Annotated in this window: 11 protein-coding genes; 3 read left to right on the top strand and 8 right to left on the bottom strand. The window is 71.3% G+C overall.

Annotated features, from left to right (window positions below; translation table 11 throughout):
• Window positions 1-72: 72 nt before the first annotated feature.
• Together ACTWQR_RS19165 and ACTWQR_RS19160 are read right to left on the bottom strand one after the other, a co-directional pair.
• On the bottom strand, window positions 73-1,197 hold the full coding sequence (locus ACTWQR_RS19165; protein ID WP_443228314.1) for a CU044_5270 family protein: 1,125 nt from the start codon (window positions 1,195-1,197) through the stop codon (window positions 73-75).
• Complete coding sequence (locus ACTWQR_RS19160) at window positions 1,194-1,934, bottom strand: RNA polymerase sigma factor (RefSeq protein WP_443228313.1); 741 nt, start codon at window positions 1,932-1,934, stop codon at window positions 1,194-1,196. Before ACTWQR_RS19160 ends, ACTWQR_RS19165 begins: the two co-directional genes overlap by 4 nt.
• A gap of 133 nt (window positions 1,935-2,067) precedes the next feature.
• Between ACTWQR_RS19160 and ACTWQR_RS19155 the strand changes: the two genes are divergently transcribed.
• Window positions 2,068-2,703 (top strand): hypothetical protein, encoded by a 636-nt coding sequence (locus ACTWQR_RS19155; protein WP_443228312.1) that lies wholly within the window; start codon window positions 2,068-2,070, stop codon window positions 2,701-2,703.
• A gap of 398 nt (window positions 2,704-3,101) precedes the next feature.
• Here the strand turns inward: ACTWQR_RS19155 and ACTWQR_RS19150 are convergent, their stop codons facing one another.
• Window positions 3,102-4,268: an ATP-binding protein gene (locus tag ACTWQR_RS19150; protein ID WP_443228311.1), complete on the bottom strand. Its 1,167-nt coding sequence runs from the start codon at window positions 4,266-4,268 to the stop codon at window positions 3,102-3,104.
• A gap of 569 nt (window positions 4,269-4,837) precedes the next feature.
• Between ACTWQR_RS19150 and ACTWQR_RS19145 the strand changes: the two genes are divergently transcribed.
• Window positions 4,838-5,689 carry an intradiol ring-cleavage dioxygenase gene (locus tag ACTWQR_RS19145; RefSeq protein WP_443228310.1) on the top strand — a complete coding sequence of 284 codons (852 nt, stop codon included), beginning with the start codon at window positions 4,838-4,840 and terminating at the stop codon, window positions 5,687-5,689.
• 380 nt (window positions 5,690-6,069) lie between these two features.
• Here ACTWQR_RS19145 and ACTWQR_RS19140 read toward each other — a convergent pair whose 3' ends face one another.
• Window positions 6,070-7,344, bottom strand: coding sequence for an LmeA family phospholipid-binding protein (locus ACTWQR_RS19140; RefSeq protein ID WP_443228309.1), 1,275 nt, complete (start codon window positions 7,342-7,344; stop codon window positions 6,070-6,072).
• A gap of 147 nt (window positions 7,345-7,491) precedes the next feature.
• Window positions 7,492-9,303 (bottom strand): bifunctional metallophosphatase/5'-nucleotidase, encoded by a 1,812-nt coding sequence (locus ACTWQR_RS19135; protein ID WP_443228308.1) that lies wholly within the window; start codon window positions 9,301-9,303, stop codon window positions 7,492-7,494.
• A gap of 204 nt (window positions 9,304-9,507) precedes the next feature.
• On the opposite strand from ACTWQR_RS19135, the gene mshD reads away from it, so the two are divergent.
• On the top strand, window positions 9,508-10,473 hold the full coding sequence (gene mshD, locus ACTWQR_RS19130) for a mycothiol synthase (RefSeq protein ID WP_443228307.1): 966 nt from the start codon (window positions 9,508-9,510) through the stop codon (window positions 10,471-10,473).
• Between the two features lie 51 nt (window positions 10,474-10,524).
• On the opposite strand, the gene ACTWQR_RS19125 is transcribed toward mshD, so the two are convergent.
• The 3 genes from ACTWQR_RS19125 to ACTWQR_RS19115 are packed head-to-tail and all read right to left on the bottom strand — an operon-like array spanning window position 10,525 to window position 13,681.
• A complete protein-coding gene (locus ACTWQR_RS19125; RefSeq protein ID WP_443228306.1) occupies window positions 10,525-11,259 on the bottom strand; it encodes an ABC transporter in 735 nt (244 codons plus the stop codon).
• Window positions 11,247-12,797 (bottom strand): ABC transporter permease, encoded by a 1,551-nt coding sequence (locus ACTWQR_RS19120; RefSeq protein WP_443228305.1) that lies wholly within the window; start codon window positions 12,795-12,797, stop codon window positions 11,247-11,249. The genes ACTWQR_RS19125 and ACTWQR_RS19120 overlap by 13 nt, the downstream gene beginning before the upstream one ends.
• Window positions 12,794-13,681, bottom strand: a complete 888-nt coding sequence (locus ACTWQR_RS19115; RefSeq protein WP_443228304.1) for an ABC transporter ATP-binding protein — start codon at window positions 13,679-13,681, stop codon at window positions 12,794-12,796. The genes ACTWQR_RS19120 and ACTWQR_RS19115 overlap by 4 nt, the downstream gene beginning before the upstream one ends.
• Window positions 13,682-13,763 lie beyond the last annotated feature (82 nt).

The raw sequence follows: 13,763 nt of genomic DNA, 5'->3' as shown, positions 1-13,763 counted from the left end.
GAAAGTTCGCCGGGGGCGGCGTCGGCACGCGTGCCGCGAGGTCTGTCAGAAGTTCTGAGTCCGTTACGACCTCTACTGCGGGGTCTGCTTCATGCCGTCGACCACGGCCCGGTTGATGATGGCGCTGGTGAACGTCACCGTGCCGGGCTTCATCAGGGCCTCCGTGCCGCTGTTCTGCCTCACCTGGACCACGCGCTCGCCCAGGAAGACGTTCGTCTGCTTGTCGAAGATCCACTCCTCGCGCTGGCCACTTGTCTCGTCCAGCCGGGCCACCGCGACCCCGTGCCGGCCCGCCGCGTCCACCGCGTCCTGTACGACGACGACACCGGGGATCTTCGCGGCGGTCTTGAACAGGGCCGAGTAGAGCTCCGCCGGCGGGTAGGTCTCACCGAGCAGGTCGCCGATGGTGGTGAACGCCTGCTGGTCCGGGGAGTTGCCCTGGCCCTTGGTCTCCTTGTAGATCGTGGCGAGGAGTTCGTCGGGATCGGTGGTCAGCTTGGCCAGGTAGTCGTACGTCGGGTTGTTGATGCCGCCCTCCGGGATGTTGCCCTGTTCGTCGGGGAGGCTGAGGGTCTCGCCCTCCGGGCTGTCGTTGACGGCGGGGTCGATGAGCCAGCCCTTGGTGCCGTCGGGGGAGTTCCAGATCTGGCGGCGGTGCAGCTCGTGGCTGGCCAGTGTTGTCTTGTCGTCGACGGTCTTCAGGAAGGTGTCGGCCGTCCTGGACTCGATGTAGATGTACTGGCCGGGCTTGACGGTCGGGTGGGCCCCCTCGCCCGCGGCCAGCGAGATCCGATCGAGCAGTTGCGGTACGCCCTTGGTGGTCGCGGCGCCGATCTGCGTGGTCAGGGCCGGTCCGGTGGCGACACCCCCGCCGTCCCCGGCTCCCCCGCCGTCCCTGGCTCCGCCGCCGTCGGAAATCGCCACCCCCGCGACGACCACTCCGGCCAGGGCGGCAGCCAGCGCCGGCAGCGCGATCGCGGGGCGCGGCAGCCGGAACCGCCGTGTCGACGCCGGAGCCGTCGCCGCCCCCTCTGCTCCAGCCGTGCGCTCTTCCTGCTGGATCTCGTGAATCTGGGCCATCAGACGCTCCCTGTGGAACTGGTGGCGGCCCGGCGGCAGGTCGCGCGCCGTCCGGGACAGGAGCTGTGCGCTCTCCTCCCACTCGGCCGGGTTCTGCCGGGACGTGTTCGCGTTCATCGGTTTCCTTCCTGCGCGGGCCGGATCGCTTGTGTGTGATCGCCTCTTATCTGTCGGCCGGGGCTGCCGCCTTCCCGTTCTCGATGGGCTTTCTTGAGCCGTGATTCGGCTGCCGGGCGCGCCAAGTCAGCTGCCGGGCGCGTCAAACCGGACGCTGGACGGGCCAAGTCGGCGGCTGGACGGGCCAGTTCGGACGCTGGACGGGCCAGTTCGGCCTCGGCGAGCGCACGCAGCTTCCTGCGGGCGCGGGAGAGCCGGGAGGCGACCGTGCCGACCGGGATCCCGAGCGCTTCCGCCGCGGCCTCGTAGTCCAGGCCCTCACCCAGGCAGAGCGCGATGACCTCGCGCTCCGGTCTGCGCAGCGTGGCGAGCGCGGTAAGCGCCGTCGCGAGGCGTCGCCGGTCGTCGACCCGGTCGGCCACCTCCTCGGCGTGGTCGGGCACCGCCGGCTCGGCCGCCGCGGCGGCACTCGCCGCTCGCCGGTACCGCCGGTTGCTCCGGTACTGGTTGCGCGCGGTGTTGGTGGCGATGCCCAGCAACCACGGCCGCAGGGAACCGCCCTCGGGGTCGACCTTGTCGCGCAGCCGCCACGCCTCCATGAAGGTCGCGGCCATCACGTCCTCGGCCGTAGACCAGTCGGCGGTCAGCCGGAAGGCATGGTTGTAGACCGCGCGTGCGTAGCTGTCGAAGAGCTCGGCGAACGCGCTCGAATCCCCGGCCCGCACCCGGGTACGCATAGGAATGCTCACCTCTATGAGCTGTCCGGCACCACGCACGGCCTTCCCGTGAGCTGCGTCACACGACTTGCCCCGCCGAGCGAGGCGGACCTCGCCCGAGCAGCGGCCGCAGCAGCGCGGCGAGGACCCGTCCGTGCTGCGCACCACCCTGCTGAAGCGGCGTGCCGCCCTCATCGCCGAGCTCACGCAATGCCAGACCCAACGGCTCGAGCTGGAGCGCCCGGCCGGGGAAGGTGTTGCTGATGAGCACCACTCCAGGACACGGGCGCGGACGAACATTCTGCTCGTGGTTGCGGCTGTCACCACAGCTGCCCTCGCCCTGATCGCCTTCCCTCTGCTGCCGGCGGACCGCCCCGCTCACGTCGTGACCGACCCCGGCAGCAAGGTCACCAGGACCCCCAGCTCACCGCCGAAACCCACCGCAACCAGTTCCTCCCCGGCAGCGTCACCCTCCACAGTGAAGCCCTCACCCACCGAGACCGCGCGCAAGGAACCCCCTCCAGCCGGCCGTGACACAACCACGGACACACCGGACAACGCCGGCGGCGGCACCTCTGAAGGCTCGGTCGGCAGCGCCAACGGCGACAGCAACGGCGACAGCAACAACAACAGCCCCAGCCCCAGTTGCGCGGGCGACGGCAGCCTCTTCGGCGGAGCCGCCGCCAACGACTGCCCCAGCCCCAGCCCAACCCCCAGCGCCAACGACACCAACGTCGGCGGCAGCGACACCGGCAACGGCGGCATCTTCGGCGGCCCCCACGGCGGATGAAACGCGACCGGCGTGGGCGGCACACGCGCGGGGCAGCTCCCATGGACGGTCCCCGTCCCGGCCGGCCGCGGCCCCGGTGGGTTGTGTTCGGCTTGTTCGGGTGGTGCTGCTCCGACCCGCCGCGACAACACTGGGGCCATGGAGGTAGTCGGCACCGACGACTTCCCAGCCGGAGAGCGATTCGCCTTCTGGACCGAGATGAGCTCGAATTCTGGACCGAGATGAGCTCGAAGATGTGGCTGCGCCTCGATATGAGCGGCGAGCCGCACCTGGAAAGCGCGTTTCGGGCTCAGGCCAGTTTCAGCGGGATCGGTCCGGTGCGGGCGACCTTGCTGACCGCGACGCCGCAGTCAATCCACCGCACCGTTCTACATGCTGACGGTGCCGTCCGCTGGTGTTCAGTCCCGGTGGCTGCCCCGGACGATCCGGTCGACGACCTCCACGGCCCGCTCCGGTTGCTCCTCGAACCAATTGCCGAGGTGCTCCCGGACGGCCTCCCCGACACAGATCCGCACGTCGGTGTTGCCCAGCAGCCCGATCGTGGCGCCGAGGAATTCGGGACGGTCGAGCTTCACCGACACGACTGCCGTGAGGCCCTCGCCAATCCGGTCGGCTCCGGGATCGGGGTCCGCCGCAGCCAGCATTCCCCGTTCCCGCGCGTACGCGGTGACCGCGGCCGCCACTCCGTCGCGGAAGCCGTCCACGTGCATGCCCCCCTGGGGAGTGGCCCGGCTGTTGGCGAAGCTGCGCATCCGCTCCTCGGGTGAGCCGCTCCACAGGAGGGCCACCTCCATCGTCCCCGCCATCCGCGGGTCCTCCCGCTCGAAGCCGATGACGTCCGGATGGAGGGCCGCCCCCGTCTCCGCGTCGAGGGCGGCCACGAAGTCCCGCACTCCGTCCGGGAACCGGTACAGCACCGCCCGGGCCTCGCCGGCCGGGCGTTCGTCGGTCAGCGAGATCCCCAGGCCCCGGTTGAGGAAGGCCAGCTGCCGGAAACGCTCCGCCAGCACGGCGAACGAACAAGCAGTTGTCTCGAAGATCTCGGTGTCGGGCCAGAAGGTGATGGTCGTCCCGCTTCCGGTCGCGGGCCCCACGGCGGCGGACGGTGCGACCGCGACACCGCGCGCATACTCCTGGACACGGCGGACCCCCTCGCACCGCACCTCGGCCGTCAGCCGGCTCGACAGGGCGTTGACGGCGAAAAGCCCCACACCGAAATGACCCACGCCCGCGATGTGCCGGCCACTGGGCTCGGACCCGGCTGGGAAGCTGGTCAGAAGCGCTTCGAGGCCCGGGCCGCCGGTGTCCCCGGCGGCCTCGAAAGGACCCCCCGGCCCGTCGTCGGCGACCCGCACGCCGCCGTCGGGCGTGAGCGTGACGTCGACGGAGCCGCTGCGGCCGGCCAGGACCTGGTTCACCGCCTGGCCGACGACCTCGAACACCAGCTGATGCAGACCGCGTTCGCCGATCGAGCCGACCCACATCCCGGGCCGCTTCCGAACGGCCTCACGCCCCTCCAGCACCTCGATCCGGGTAACGTCGCACCCCGTGCCTTCCCCACTCACGAAGACCCCTCCCATGACATCCGGCAGACCTCTCCAGCCTAGGCGGAGCGCAGGAAAACACCAGGTCAGAGCCATTTCGTCAAGGCTGTGGGCGAGCGGGTGAGGGCGTGCCGGGAAGCGGTCGACCGAGGGGCCGCGCACCGCGCCCGGAGCGTGTCCGAGGGCCCGCCGAAGCCGCGCACGAACCCGTTCCGGGCGCCCCTGAGGCCCTCAATTCCGGTACGTGGCCCTCAATTCCGGTACGAGGCCCTCAATTCCGGTACGTGGCAGGTCATCCAGGGGGAAGTTTGATCACCAACCTCGCGAGGGGGTGTGCCCAGGCGCACACCATGGGTGTCGCGCACCACCAGGGTGCGATACACGCTGCCGTACGAAAACGTCGTCAGCAGCCGGACGGTGGCGTTCCTGGGGCTCGCTCCTCGGCCGACCCGTTCTGCGGTCGCAGCCCCGTGGGACTGACCTTCCGGGTCCGTCCCTTCAGCCGATGACGCGATCTGCCGCTCCACAGGCACCGCGTTTACTGTCACTCTCAAGCAACGGGCGAACAGAGAGAGCACAGGCGAGCAGCCATGAGCGAAGAACTTCACGACCACGACCGGGGTCTCTCCTTCGACCTGCCCACCCTGCACCGCCGGAAGATGATCCGGCTGCTGGCCGGCGCGAGCCTGGTGCCGCTGGTGGGGTGCACCGGCGACGACTCGGACACCGCGTCCCCCTCCTCCCCGGCCTCGAAGTCCTCCTCGTCCTCCGCCGCTTCCTCCGCCGCTTCCTCCGGAAGCTCCGACGCGAGCTGCGAGACGATCCCGGACGAGACAGCGGGCCCGTTCCCCGGCGACGGTTCCAACGGCGTGAACGTGCTGAAGGAGAGCGGTGTCGTCCGCAGGGACATCACCTCCAGCTTCGGAGACTCGGCCGGCGGCAAGGCCGAGGGCGTGCCGCTGACCGTCACCCTCACCGTCGTCGACGCCGCCTCGGGCTGCGGTACGCCGAAGGAGGGCGCGGCGGTCTATGTCTGGCACTGCGACCGGGACGGCGACTACTCCCTCTACTCCGAGGGCGTCACGGAGGAGAACTACCTGCGGGGTGTCCAGGAGAGCGACGCCAAGGGGCAGGTCACGTTCACCAGCATCTTCCCGGGTTGCTACACCGGCCGCTGGCCCCACATCCACTTCGAGGTCTACGGCAGTCTGGAGGACGCGACCAACGCCACGTCCATAACGGCCACCTCGCAACTCGCCCTGCCGAAGGACGTCTGCGACGCCGTGTACGCGTCGGACGGCTACGCGAGCAGCGTCCAGACCCTGGGCGAGCTCTCCCTGGAGAGCGACAGCATCTTCAGCGACGGTGTCGAGCAGCAGATGGCGACGGTGGAGGGCAGCGTCGCGAAGGGCTATACGGCGACCCTCACGGTGCCGGTGTAGGCGAGCGCCTCCAGCCGTCCTCCCCCGCTCGCGTACAAATTCGTTCGACGACAGCGACGTGGCCCGCGACCTGGCCCGGGAGCTGGAGGCGGAGGTACGGGTCCTCGACGGCGTCGGACATTGCTGGATGCTCCAGAACCCGAGGGAGCGGCGGAGACGCTGCGCGATTTCTGGCGCTCGGTGGACGACGGTCGCTGAGCGGAACCGACGAACTCCGGTGCGGCATCACGCCCTTCAATGACGAGGACGGGGCCGCCCGGAGCATCGGGCGGGCGCTGACAGCGCGAGCGGCCTCGTCCACCGAGACGAGACGGAAGCAGGTCCGAGCCCAGCCGAGGCGCCCGCCCGCACCGCGAACCGCCGGAGCTCAGCACCGGAGCTCAGCGCCCGACCGCCAGCCCTTCCCCCGTCACCCGCACCCTGATCCCGTCCTTCTGCACGCGCACGTCCCGCAGCCGCAGCTCGCCCTTCGGTGGCTTCGGGAGGCGGAAACCGATGGAGAGACGGTCGACGAGGGCGGGGCGGGTCAGGCGGGACAGGCCGTCGAGGAGGGCCGGGTCGAAGCCGAGGCGCTTGAGGATCTCGGGGTTGTCCACGGCGAGGTCGATGAGGTTGACCTTCAGGAGCTGCCGGGCGAAGCGCGGGGAGCCGGTGAGCTCGGCGAGCTCGGTGTCGTCGCGGAGCGCCTGCCGGATCGCGGCGTCCGATACGCCGAACCGCTTCGCTATCGCCGGCACGGCCAGCAGATCCTTCGCCTTCCGCTCCTCCTTGGCGAGGCGCGCGGCGGACTCGCTGGTCAGGTGCAGGCCCTCGGACTCACGCGTGCCGGGGCGGAAGGTGGCCAGGTCGCCGATGTCCAGGCGCATTCCGCCGACCTCGGTCGAGATGCCGCGCTCGCCGTCCCGCCGGATCCGCGCGTCGGCCCGCAGCTTCAGGTCGTACCCGGCGACGGGCAGCGTGCCGCGCGCCCGTACCTCGTCGCCGCCGTGTCCGGTGAACGTGACCTGAGAGGCGCCGAGTTCACGGTTCAGGTCGTCGAAGGAGAGCAGCACCTCGCCGTGCAGCTCCGGGATCCGGGCGCCGCGTATGGAGGTCGGGCCGCCGTCGATCCCGATGCCCGTGGCGGTGGCGGAGACCTTCGCCAGGGAGATCCGGTCCGCCGCCATGTCCGGGACGGTGACCGAGACGGAGTCGATGCGGCGGTCGAAGAGCTGGGTGACGAAGGGAAAGCCGTCGATCTCGACCTCGGGAGCCGCGCTCAGGTTCAGCTGGTCCTTGACCTTGTCGGCCGCGGTGCGCTCGGCGTACAGGAGTGCCCAGCGGTCGCCGACGCCGGCAAAGGCGACGAGGACGAGGACGGCGATGACCGCTTTCACGGCGAGGGACAGTCCGGCGAAGGGATTTCGGCGGCGCCGGCGGGTCCGGCGGCCGCCCTGGCGGTGGTTGGGCGGCGCCCACTGCGCTTCCTCTTCGGCGGCCTCGACCGCGTCGGGCCCGTCGTGGAGGAAGTCCTCCAGAGGCCCGTCGTCGAGGGCGGCGAGATCGTCGTAGGGGTTGGGCGGGTGTGGGGGGTTCGCAAGGTTGGGCGCGTTCGGGGGGTTGGGCGGGTTGGGCGGGTTCGGGGAATGCGCGGCTATCGGGTGGGGGGTACGCATCGCCCAATACGACCACGCGTACCAACCCCACCCGCAACTCGTTCCCGAGGTTTGCGATCTACCTCACGGCCGACCGGCCGTTCACCCCCGTGATACCTCAGGGATACGACAGGACTACCGCAGGACTACCGCAGGACTGCCTCGTGGCTACTTCACGACCGTGATCCGGTCCGCCGCCGGCGGGGCGATCGGGTTCGTGGCCGACGAGTTGGCCAGCAGGTACTTCTCCAGGGCCGCCAGGTCGTCGCCGCCCACCAGGTCGTTCGTGCCCTGGCCGAGGGTGGTGAAGCCGTCGCCGCCGCCCGCGAGGAAGCTGTTCGTCGCGACGCGGTAGGTGGCGGCCGGGTCGATGGCGGCACCGTTCAGCTTGACCGAGTCGGCGACGACACGGTCGACGCCGGTCTTCGTCATGTCCAGCGTGTACGTCAGCCCGGCGGAGACCTGAAGCACCTTCGGCGCCGTCGTGTTCGTGCCGCTGACCTGCTCCTTGAGCACCTGGACGAGCTGGGCACCCGTGAAGTCCTGAAGATTCACGGTGTTGGCGAAGGGCTGCACGGTGAAGCCCTCGGCGTACGTCACCACGCCGTCGCCCTCGCTGCCCTTGGCCGCGTAGGTGAGGGGCGCGCGGACGCCGCCCGGGTTCATCAGCGCGAGGTCGGTCTCGGGGTCCAGCTCCTTGCCGTACGCGAGCTGTGCGTCGGCGATCAGGTCGCCGATCGGGGACTCGGTGCCGATGTTGGAGATGTCCGCCGAGATGTACCCGATGGGCTTGTTGCCGACCGGCGCCGCGAGGGTGTTCCACTTGGCGATCAGGTCGGTCATGTCCGGCGCCTTGGGCACGGTACGCGTCACCACGTGGTTCGCGGAGCCGACGGCCGTCCGGGCGATGTCGCCGGTCCAGCGGTCGTACGTCAGCGTCGTGTCGGTGTAGAGGCGACCGAAGGAGGCGGCCGAGGTGACCGTGCGCGGGTTGCCCGCCGGGTCGTCGATCGTGCACGCGTACGCGGCGTGGGTGTGGCCGGTGACCAGCGCGTCGACCTTCGGCGTGATGTTCTTGGCGATGTCCACGATGGGGCCGGACACGCCGTCGCCGCCACCGGGCGAGTCGCAGTCGTAGTTGTACGCCGCCGAGGCCGGGAGCCCGCCCTCGTGGATCAGCGCGACGACCGACTTGACGCCCTGCCTCTCCAGCTCCTTGGCGTACTTGTTGATCGTCTCGACCTCGTCCTTGAACTTGAGGCCCTTGACGCCCTCGGCGGAGACGACGCCCGGAGTGTCCTCCAGGGTCACGCCGATGAAGCCGACCTTGACGCCGTTCTTCTTCCACACCCAGTAGGGCTTGAGGATCGGCTTCTTGGTCTTCTCGTCGAGGACGTTCGCCGCGAGGTACGGGAAGTTGGCGCCCTCGAAGGTCTCGCCGTCCACGTAACAGCCGGCGACCGGGTGGCAGCCGCCCTTCTGCAGACGGGACAGCTCCTTGGCGCCCTCGTCGAACTCGTGGTTGCCGACGCTCGTCACGTCGAGGTCGAGCTTGTTCAGCGCCTCGATGGTGGGCTCGTCGTGGAAGAGCCCGGAGATCAGCGGGGAGGCACCCACCATGTCGCCGCCGGCCGCGGTGATGGAGTACTTGTTGCCACCGCGGGCGTCGCGCAGATGCGTCGCCAGGTACTCGACACCGCCCGCGTCGATCGTCTTGGTGGTGCCGTCCGCCTGGAGCTCGGTGACCCGGCCGGAGGAGCCGGCCGGCGGCTCCAGGTTGCCGTGCAGGTCGTTGAAGGAGAGCAGCTGCACGTCCTGGTAGCGGGTCGGCCGCTGGTAGCCGGGCTTCTTCGTCGTCGTCTCGCCCGCCGTCGCCGGCAGCGCGGCGACAAGGGCACCGACGGTCGCGATGCCCGCGGCGGTGGCCAGGAGACGGGTGTTACGACGTCTGCGGCGTTGCGGATGAGGTGTGGCTGACATGTGCCCCCCTGTGGGTCGGCTGAGATCTGGGCCCCGTCCCCGCGCAGCCTAGGGTCAACGCGCGTAGCGCGACAGGGGTTTCAGGGTTACGGACTGGTTGCCGCCCAAGGCACTTTGGCGCGAACCGGACACCAACGCGCCCCGCCGAGCACTCACCCGTCGGGCCACTTCGCCATGAACCGGACACGCCGTACTCTCGTAATCATGACCAGCGACGACACCGCACCGGCCGCCCCCAGGGTCTCGACTCCGCTCGACCAGGGAGGTGCGCCCGCCTCCCGCTCGATCGACATCCTCGCCGCGCTGTATCCCGAGCAGACCGAGGCCGTGCTCTCGCTCCTCGCGGAGTCGGCCCGCGCCGACGGACAGCAGGCGGTGTCCGAGCAGGGGCGGCTGCAACTGCGCGGGGGCGCACGGCCGGGAGTCCGGCATCTGCTGCTGACGGTCCGGGACCAGCTCGTCGGATACGCGCAGCTGGAGGACACCGACCCCGTCGAGGCACCGGCCGCCGAGCTGGTCGTCCATCCGGCGCACCGCGGGCACGGGCACGGTCGGGCCCTCGGCAGCGCGCTGCTCGCGGAATCCGGCAAGCGCCTGCGGGTCTGGGCGCACGGCGGCCACTCGGCGGCCCGGCATCTGGCCCAGGTCCTCGGCCTCACGCTCTTCCGCGAACTGCGCCAGATGCGGCGTCCGCTGACCGGCCTCGACCTGCCCAGGCCGAAGCTCCCCGCAGGCGTCACCGTACGCACCTTCGTCCCCGGCCAGGACGACGCGGCCTGGCTCGCCACGAACGCCGCCGCCTTCGCCCACCACCCCGAGCAGGGCTCCCTCACCCAGCGCGACCTCGACGACCGCAAGGCCGAGCCGTGGTTCGACCCGGCCGGCTTCTTCCTCGCCTTCCGCGGCGACGAGCTGGTCGGCTTCCACTGGACGAAGGTGCACGCGGCGGAGGGGCTCGGCGAGGTGTACGTCGTCGGGGTGCGCCCCGGCGCCCAGGGCGGCGGCCTGGGCAAGGCCCTCACCACGATCGGCCTCCGGCATCTTGCGGGTCAGGCCCTGCCGACGGCGATGCTGTACGTGGACGCCGACAACCATGCGGCCGTGTCCGTCTACGAGCGGCTCGGGTTCGTCACCCACGAGACGGACCTGATGTACCGCACGGAGTCCTGAGCGCGGCCCTTCAGGACTCCGACTCCAACGGAGTCCTTATGGAACCGAGCGTCAGGAACGGGCCGTGAAGGCCGCCCGGACCCGGCGTCGGCGTACGGGTTCCAGCAGGCAGGCGGCCCAGATGAGCGCGGCGCCGACCAGGAGCCACGCCCACGACCGGTGGGCCTCGTCCCAGCGGTCGGTGTGCGGCTGGACGAAGAGCGTCCAGCGGTCGGGCATCAGGTGTGCGGCCAGCCCCGTCAGCAGGAGCGCGGCCGCCGCGCCCTGACCCGGCTCGGGCTCGTCCCACAGCCGTACCGCCGCGGCACCCGTGACGAGCGCGAGCACGGCGGTGGCGGCGGCCTCCAGGGTCATGTCCCCCACGGGCGGCCGCACCTCCTGCGGTACGAGGAGCAGCGCGGCCGTCCACCAGGCGACGGCGACCGGGGCGACGAGGGCCACGCGCAGCCCCGCCCGCACCGCCCGCCGGACCGGCACCCCCGCCGTGGTGTGCCGCGCCGGGTCGTCCATCAGGAAAGCAAGCCCGAGCCCGAAGGCTAGGGCGGCGCCCCGCAGCAGCAGGAGGGCGATCCCCTCCGCGGTCTCCCCCGACACCAGGCGCGGCACGCCGACGAGCAGCAGCCCGACGGTGCCGCCCGCGGCGAGCGGCAGCCAGGGGAGAGTGCGGGCCGTGGGCAGGACCAGGGCGCGGGTGATACCGGTGGTGGAGGGGGTGGGCCGGGGGTGGGGCGCTGGACCCGACGCCGGCCGGGTCACAGGCGCGTCGTCCGCCGTCACGTCCCGCATCCGTAGTCCCTGTCCTGCTCCTTGTCCTGCGGCACCGGCACGTCCAGCAGTTGCGCCGCCCGGGCCGTGGACGTCTTCGGTGACGTCAGCTCCGTCCAGTGGGCCTTCACCTTTGCCGTGATGCTGTAGCGCGGGCGCTCGAGCATCTCCCGTACGACATCGGTCTGTTGGGCGGACATGGAGAACGGATTCGTCGGAGCGAGGACGACCGCGGAACCGGAGACGCTGTCGTCCAGGCGGACGTTCCGCAACGACGTCATCGGGTCGGGCTCGGTACCGAGGGCCAGCCACATCACCACGACGGTCCGGGCGTCGCACACCTCCACTCCCGACTCCTCGTTGCCCGCGACCAGCACGGAGGCGACACCGACGGCGAACTCGGGGATCCGGTTGCCGCCCCAGCGTGTGCCGACGCTGACGTGCCCCGGCGTCCGGGAGGGTTCGAGCGTCGAGACCTGGTCGAGGCCGTAGCGGACGTCGATGCGCTGGCGGACCGTGAGCCGGGTCCCCCCGGCGGCCCCGCCCGCGAGGGACTGCACGCGCCGGACGGTGCCGGCCCAGTCCTCGGTGCGCCCGGTCCACTCGGGGAACGCGCAGTACGTCGACCGGTCGTGCCGTACGCACGTCTGGTCCTTCTCGGGGGTCACCGAGGCCCGCACCCGGGCCGCGGTCAGCGCGGGCGGGTCACCGGCGGACTGGGCCACCGCACCCGTCAGGGTCAGCGCCGCCGAGCCGACGGCGACCGCCTTGACCAGCCGCGCCCTGCCCCCGCTGATCAGGACGGCGAGGCAGAGCAGCAGCACGGTCAGCCCCACCAGATACAGCACGTGCCAGGTGGCGGGGCGGCCGATCAGGTCGGAGGGCACCGGATCGGACTCGTTCTCGGCGGCGACCGGCCATATCCAGCGCATCCAGCGCGGGTTGCCCAGGCCCGCGGTCAGCAGCGTGGTGCCGACGAAGCCGCCGAGCGCCAGGAGCGGCACGGCGAAGGAAGACGGGATCAGCCGGGCGAGCAGGACACCGAGGACGCCGAGGAGCAGCACCGCCAGCGGGGCCACGGCCAGTTCGGCGTACGAGCCGTGCCCGATCGCGCCCGGCTTCAGGGCCTGCCAGGTGAACTGTCCGGTCACGGCCAGCGCGACGGCGAAGGAGAACGGCACGACCGACAGGGCGTGCGCCACCGTGCGCCGCCACGGCTCCATGACCAGTACGTCGAAGTGCCGGTCGGTGCCGCGCCGGCGGGAGCGCAGCACGGCCCGGTTGGCGCTGATGAGCAGGGCGACCGCGATGAGCATCGGGGGCATCTGGGTGGCGCGGTCGGCCTCCTGGAGCACGGGGAAGTCGTTCATGCCCTCGCGGTCGGACGTCCACGCCTGCCAGGCCAGGTAGCCGACGTACAGGAGGGAGAAGAACAACACCGGGATCTGCAGCAGCAGTTCGCGCGCCTCGAAGCGGGCGAGGGCGAACACGGCGGCCCAGCGCCGGGGTTCGGTCGGAGAGACGACGGGCGTGGGTCGGGCTTCGGTCAGCGTGCTCACGCGGTCACCCCCGAGCCCGAGGCGGCGTCAGAGGTGTCGAGAGTGAGCAAGTAGCCGTCCTCCAGTGTGGGTTCGACGAGGGTGGCGCCCTCCGGCGGATGCCCGAGGTTGCGGAAGGACCCCGTGCCCGTACGCCAGCCGGCTCTCGCGCCCGGGTCCCGTTCCGCACTGCTCCACACCCGTCCGTCCGCCCGCGCGGTCAGCTCGGCCGGTGTCCCCTCGAAGCGGACGCGGCCGCCGGCCATGACGATCACCCGGTGGCAGAGCATGGCCACGTCCTCGGTCTGGTGCGTGGAGAGCAGGACCGTCCGCCCCTCGCCCGCCGACGCGATCAACTCCCGGAAACGCATGCGCTGTTCGGGGTCGAGCCCGACCGTCGGCTCGTCCAGGACGAGGAAGCCGGGGTCTCCGACGAGCGCGGCCGCCAGGGCGACCCGCTGCCGCATTCCGCCCGAGAGCCTGCGGATGCGCTTGCCGCGTACGTCTCCGAGGTCGACCTCGTCGAGTACGCGCCGCACCTCGCGGTGCCGGGCCGCCCGGTCGGTCATCTCCTTCAGGATCGCGACGTAGTCGACGAACGCGAAGGCCGTGAAGTCCGGGTGGAAGCCGGGCGTCTGCGGGAGATAGCCCAGCGCGCGCCGCACGTTCTGCCGCCCGGCCGTGGTGCTCGGGTCGTGCCCGAGCACCGTGAAGGCACCCCGGTCGGCGGGCACGGCGGTGGCCAGCACCCGCAGCAGGGTGGTCTTCCCCGCTCCGTTGGGTCCGAGGAGCCCGGTGACGCCCGTGCCGAGCCGCAGCGACACGTCGTCGAGGGCGGCCGTGCTGCCGTAGTGGAGGGTCAGCCCGGCGGCGGACACCGTGGGCGGCGTGGGCAGGTCGGTCATGCGTGGACTCCTGTGGAAGAGAGCGGAAGCGTGGGGACGGCGGCGGCCGGCACGCGGCGCCGGAGGGCGGCAGTGGCGGCCC

Origin of the sequence: Streptomyces sp. 2A115, from assembly GCF_052245575.1 — a bacterium.
GTDB lineage: Bacteria > Actinomycetota > Actinomycetes > Streptomycetales > Streptomycetaceae > Streptomyces.
This window is presented reverse-complemented; position numbering and strand designations above follow the sequence as displayed.

What these genes read in the sequence shown, in the direction of transcription:
- ACTWQR_RS19145 (WP_443228310.1), top strand. Translation starts at nt 4,838, where the DNA reads ATGAGCGAAGAACTTCACGACCACGACCGGGGTCTCTCCTTCGACCTG.
- ACTWQR_RS19140 (WP_443228309.1), bottom strand. Translation starts at nt 7,344, where the DNA reads ATGCGTACCCCCCACCCGATAGCCGCGCATTCCCCGAACCCGCCCAAC.
- ACTWQR_RS19135 (WP_443228308.1), bottom strand. Translation starts at nt 9,303, where the DNA reads ATGTCAGCCACACCTCATCCGCAACGCCGCAGACGTCGTAACACCCGT.
- ACTWQR_RS19125 (WP_443228306.1), bottom strand. Translation starts at nt 11,259, where the DNA reads ATGCGGGACGTGACGGCGGACGACGCGCCTGTGACCCGGCCGGCGTCG.
- ACTWQR_RS19115 (WP_443228304.1), bottom strand. Translation starts at nt 13,681, where the DNA reads ATGACCGACCTGCCCACGCCGCCCACGGTGTCCGCCGCCGGGCTGACC.
- ACTWQR_RS19165 (WP_443228314.1), bottom strand. Translation starts at nt 1,197, where the DNA reads ATGAACGCGAACACGTCCCGGCAGAACCCGGCCGAGTGGGAGGAGAGC.
- ACTWQR_RS19160 (WP_443228313.1), bottom strand. Translation starts at nt 1,934, where the DNA reads ATGCGTACCCGGGTGCGGGCCGGGGATTCGAGCGCGTTCGCCGAGCTC.
- mshD (WP_443228307.1), top strand. Translation starts at nt 9,508, where the DNA reads ATGACCAGCGACGACACCGCACCGGCCGCCCCCAGGGTCTCGACTCCG.